Raw genomic sequence first — 3974 nt, 5'->3', positions numbered from 1 at the left:
CCCCCGCCCCCACCCGGACCAGCCCCACGCGAAGACCATCGCGGATCTGCAAGACCGCTCCGGCGTCATCTGCTGGTGGGGCTCTCACACGGAGGAGTGGTGGGCGCTCGTCCCCGGCGGGACGCAATGGCAGATCGTCAGCGCCCCTGACCCCGAATCCCTCATCGAGACCATCGCCAACGCCCGCGCCCGCCGCTGACCCACAAGCCGCCGCGCGGCGGTGGAGGTTCCTCCCGCCCCTCCCCCGCCGCGCGGCTTCCTTATTCACGGGCTCAGCGCACGGGGGAATCAGGCGGCTAGGAGACGGCTTCCAGGGGGAGGTCGGTGCCGCGCCAGGTGGCGGCCAGGTCCTGCACCGGGATGTCGAGGGCCTCGCCGAGGCGGACGATCGTGCCGAAGCCGGGGGTGGGCAGGCGGCCGGTCTCGATCTTGCGCAGGGTCTCCGGCGAGATGCCGGCCGCGAGCGCGACGTCGGCGAGGTCGCGTCCGGCCCGCGCCTTGCGCAGCAGGGCGCCGAGGCGCCTGCCTGCTTCGATCTGTTCGGGCGTGAGCGGTTGGCGGACCATGGCCCCAGGATAGGAGTGGTATTTCTATACCGTCAAGCGCTACAGTCGCGCGGTATAGTAATACCGGAATTCCCTGGACGTGAGGTACTCGTGATCGAACTGAAGACGCCCGCGGAGATCGAGCGCATGCACGTGACCGGCCGCTTCGTCGCCGAGGTGCTCTCGGAGGTCAGCCGGCTCGCCGCGGTGGACGTCAACCTGCTGGACCTGGAGCACCACGCGCGCGCCATGATCAAGCAGCGCGGCGCCGAGTCGTGCTACTGGGACTACGCGCCCTCCTTCGGCAACGGCCCGTTCCGCAACGTCATCTGCCTGTCGGTCAACGACGCCGTCCTGCACGGCCTCCCCCATGACTACACGCTGCGCGACGGGGACGTCCTCAGCGCGGACATCGCGGTCAGCATCGACGGCTGGGTGGCCGACTCGGCGTGCACGGTCGTCGTCGGGACCCCCGCCGACGAGGACCTGCGCCTCATCCGCGCCACCGAGGAGGCCCTGGAGGCGGCGATCGAGACGGCGCGGCCGGGCAACCGGCTGGGCGACATCTCGGCGGCGATCTCGGCGGTGGCCGGCGCCTACGGCTACCCGGTGAACGACGAGTTCGGCGGCCACGGCCTCGGCCGGACGATGCACGAGGGCCCGCACGTGTCGAACAAGGGCAAGGCCGGTCGCGGCCTCACGCTCCGGCCGGGCCTGACCCTGGCGCTCGAACCGTGGTTCGCCCGCACCACCGACCGGATCGTCTACGACCCCGACGGCTGGACCATCCGGTCGGCCGACGGCTCGCGCACGGCCCACTCCGAGCACACGGTGGCCATCACCGAGGACGGCCCCCTCGTCCTCACCCGGCGCGAGTCGGAGCGCCCCGCGGGCAAAGCAGACCTCCCCTCCTGACGCTTCGACGGCGAGCAGGGCGCCGACCGCCGATCGCGGACGTCGCGCGGGCGGCGAAGATCTCGCCCGCCTACCCGGCCGTGAAAAGGCGGCCTGGTGCACCCGCACGGTGCACCAGGCCGCTTCCATGCCCGATGTGAGGACGGGTGCGGTCAGGCGGGTTTGACGGCCACACCGCCGAAGGCGCCGGCCTGGGCCTGGGTCAGGGCCGCGTCGTGGGGGTTGCCGTCGGGGCGCCAGTCGGTGACGGGGACGACGCCCGGGTCGAGAAGGTCCCAGCCGGTGAAGAACTCGGTGACGCGGTCGCGGGAGCGCGGGGTCAGGTTCACGCCCCCGGCGCGGTAGGTGCGGACCACGGCCGCGGCCTCGTCCGGGTCCTCCACGAGGTCGGTGGTCGAGTGGGAGAAGATCATCACGCTGCCGGGCGGCATGGCGGCCTTGTAGCGCTCCAGGATGTCGCCCGGTCCGTCCTCGTCCGGGATGAAGTGCAGGAGGGCGACGGTGAGCAGGGCCACGGGCTGCGTGAAGTCGATCAGGGCGCGGGTCTCGGCGGCGCCGAGGATCTTCTCGTGGTCGCGGAAGTCGGCGTCCAGGTAGGCGGTGCGGCCCTCGGGGCTGCCGGCGAGCAGGGCGCGCGCGTGCGTCAGGACGATGGGGTCGTTGTCGACGTAGACCACGCGGGAGTCGGGGGCGACGGACTGGGCGACCTCGTGGGTGTTGTCGGACGCCGGGATGCCGGTGCCGATGTCGAGGTACTGGCGGATGCCGAGGTCCGCCGCGAGCCGGACCGCGCGGCCGAGGAAGCGGCGGTTGGCGCGGGCGCCGGTGGCGACGTCGGGGAAGATCTGCAGGACCTTGGCGGCGGCGTCGCGGTCGGCCGCGAAGTTGTCCTTGCCGCCCAGGTAGTAGTCGTACATGCGGGCCGAGTGGGGGACGTCGGTCCGCAGGTCCAGGGACGGTGCGCGCTCGCCGGGCCAGTCCGAACGCGGTTCGCTCTCCGCCACCAGAACCCCACCTAATTCACGTGTATCCGACTTAACCGATCTTTGCCGACATGCTAGCTCGCATCACGATCATCCGCCCGGGATACGCCGAGGCCGGCGGCGACGCGGGCGGCGGTCTCGCGTAGCCAGATGTGAGCGGCGTCCTGGGTGTGCACCAGGTGCCACCAGAGCGCCTCCTGGACGGGCACCGCCTCGGACGGGCACGGCAGGACGCGGACGTCCGCGACCGAGGCCATCAGTTCGGCGAGGCGGCGCCGACCTCACGCCCGCCCAGGCCCGCGACCGCATCGCCGGCTACACGGTCTTCAACGACTGGTCGGCGCGGGACATGCAGTACCGCAAGATGCGGGTCGGTCTCGGGCCGTGCAAGGGCAAGGACTCCGCCACCACCCTCGGGCCGTGGCTCGGCTCCGGGACGTGCGCAACGGCGGCTGCCTCGCCGAGCTGTGGGGCCGGGCCGGCTCCCAGGACCCGCCGCCGCTCACGCCCGGCGACGTCGTCACCCTCACGGTCGAGGGGATCGGCGCCGTCTCCAACACCGGCGTCCAAGGGCGGGCGTCCGTCCCGCTGCCGCGCGCCCACAAACGGGCTCGGGAACGTCCGTAAATAGACCGATCGGTGGAAATGTGGACGCCATCTTCGGCGCGCAACGCGCAACGCTTTCGGAAATGGCGGTTAATCTTACAAAGCGGTTCAGCGATGCCTTATGCGCCGCCGGAGCAGCAAATGCGTATGGCATACCGTAGGCGGCGCCGATGCATCTCCATTGGCGTTTCTGCGGCTTTGTCCCGCCCGCGGGACACCGGCCGCGGAATGGTCCTCGGGGTCTGGCCGCCCGCGGCGGGGCCTGCGATCCTTGACGCATGCGCATCGTCATCGTCGGCGGCGGGATCATCGGCGCCGCGCTGGCCGACCGGCTGACCCGCGGGGCGGGCGACGCCGAGGTGACGCTGGTCGAGCGGGACCGGCCCGGCGCGGGCACCTCGGGCGCGAGCTTCGCCTGGCTCAACGCCAACGACCCCGGCGACCCCGCCTACCACTCCCTGCGCGTCGCCGCCCTCGGCGCCTGGCGGCGGCTCGCCGGGGAGTTCGGCGACCCCGACTGGTTCCGCATCGCGGGCAACACCGCGTGGGCCACCGACGACCCCGCCAAGGAGCGGCTGGCCGACCGGGTCGCGCGGCTGGCCGCGCTCGGCTACCCGGCCGCGCCGATCACCGCCGGCCGGCTGCGCGAACTCGAACCGGCCCTGCGTCCGCCCACCGCCGGCGCCGTCATCGGGCACTACCCCGGCGAGGGCCACGTGCACGGCCCGGACGCGGTGGCGGCCCTCATCGGCCGCGCACGCTCGGCCGGAGCGCAGCTGATCACCGGGACGGCCGCCACCCGCCTCAACCTGCGCGGCGACCGGGTCACCGGCGTCCGCCTCGGCACCGGCGACGACCTGGACGCCGACCTCACCGTCTGCGCGGCGGGGCGGCACTCCCCCGCGCTGCTCGCGACCGCCGGCCT

The 3974-nt window shown here is 72.8% G+C and carries 7 protein-coding genes and 1 pseudogene; 5 read left to right on the top strand and 3 right to left on the bottom strand.

The features are described from left to right. On the top strand, positions 1 to 199 hold a 199-nt coding region (locus tag ETD96_RS45525; RefSeq protein ID WP_171069504.1), incomplete at its 5' end, for a hypothetical protein. 97 nt (positions 200 to 296) lie between these two features. Here the strand turns inward: ETD96_RS45525 and ETD96_RS42225 are convergent. Then, on the bottom strand, positions 297 to 566 hold the full coding sequence (locus tag ETD96_RS42225; RefSeq protein ID WP_138642089.1) for a helix-turn-helix transcriptional regulator: 270 nt from the start codon (positions 564 to 566) through the stop codon (positions 297 to 299). A 90-nt stretch (positions 567 to 656) separates the two neighbouring features. Here ETD96_RS42225 and map point away from each other — a divergent pair, with 90 nt between their 5' ends. Further along, the gene (gene map / locus ETD96_RS42220; RefSeq protein ID WP_138642088.1) at positions 657 to 1460 is read left to right on the top strand and encodes a type I methionyl aminopeptidase; all 804 of its coding nucleotides are present in this window, start codon (positions 657 to 659) and stop codon (positions 1458 to 1460) included. 152 nt (positions 1461 to 1612) lie between these two features. On the opposite strand, the gene ETD96_RS42215 is transcribed toward map, so the two are convergent. Beyond that, positions 1613 to 2464: an SAM-dependent methyltransferase gene (locus ETD96_RS42215; RefSeq protein WP_240808617.1), complete on the bottom strand. Its 852-nt coding sequence runs from the start codon at positions 2462 to 2464 to the stop codon at positions 1613 to 1615. Positions 2465 to 2517: 53 nt separating this feature from the next. After that, the gene (locus ETD96_RS47320) at positions 2518 to 2700 is read right to left on the bottom strand and encodes a type 2 periplasmic-binding domain-containing protein (protein WP_240808616.1); all 183 of its coding nucleotides are present in this window, start codon (positions 2698 to 2700) and stop codon (positions 2518 to 2520) included. A 50-nt stretch (positions 2701 to 2750) separates the two neighbouring features. On the opposite strand from ETD96_RS47320, the pseudogene ETD96_RS47315 reads away from it, so the two are divergent. From ETD96_RS47315 to ETD96_RS42205, 3 genes and pseudogenes are all read left to right on the top strand, one after another. Continuing rightward, positions 2751 to 2810, top strand: a pseudogene (locus ETD96_RS47315) (hypothetical protein); the annotation flags it as partial. 53 nt (positions 2811 to 2863) lie between these two features. Continuing rightward, the gene (locus ETD96_RS47310; protein WP_240808615.1) at positions 2864 to 3070 is read left to right on the top strand and encodes a hypothetical protein; all 207 of its coding nucleotides are present in this window, start codon (positions 2864 to 2866) and stop codon (positions 3068 to 3070) included. Positions 3071 to 3327: 257 nt separating this feature from the next. Beyond that, positions 3328 to 3974: NAD(P)/FAD-dependent oxidoreductase (locus ETD96_RS42205; protein WP_138642087.1), on the top strand; the 647-nt coding region annotated here is incomplete at its 3' end.

Source organism: Actinomadura geliboluensis, from assembly GCF_005889745.1.
GTDB lineage: Bacteria > Actinomycetota > Actinomycetes > Streptosporangiales > Streptosporangiaceae > Spirillospora > Spirillospora geliboluensis.
The sequence above is the reverse complement of the archived record's forward strand: the minus strand, read 5'-3'. Positions and strand labels throughout refer to the sequence as shown.

Coding starts and splice junctions, on each gene's coding strand:
- ETD96_RS42225 (WP_138642089.1), bottom strand. CDS start 566: ATGGTCCGCCAACCGCTCACGCCCGAACAGATCGAAGCAGGCAGGCGC.
- ETD96_RS47320 (WP_240808616.1), bottom strand. CDS start 2,700: ATGGCCTCGGTCGCGGACGTCCGCGTCCTGCCGTGCCCGTCCGAGGCG.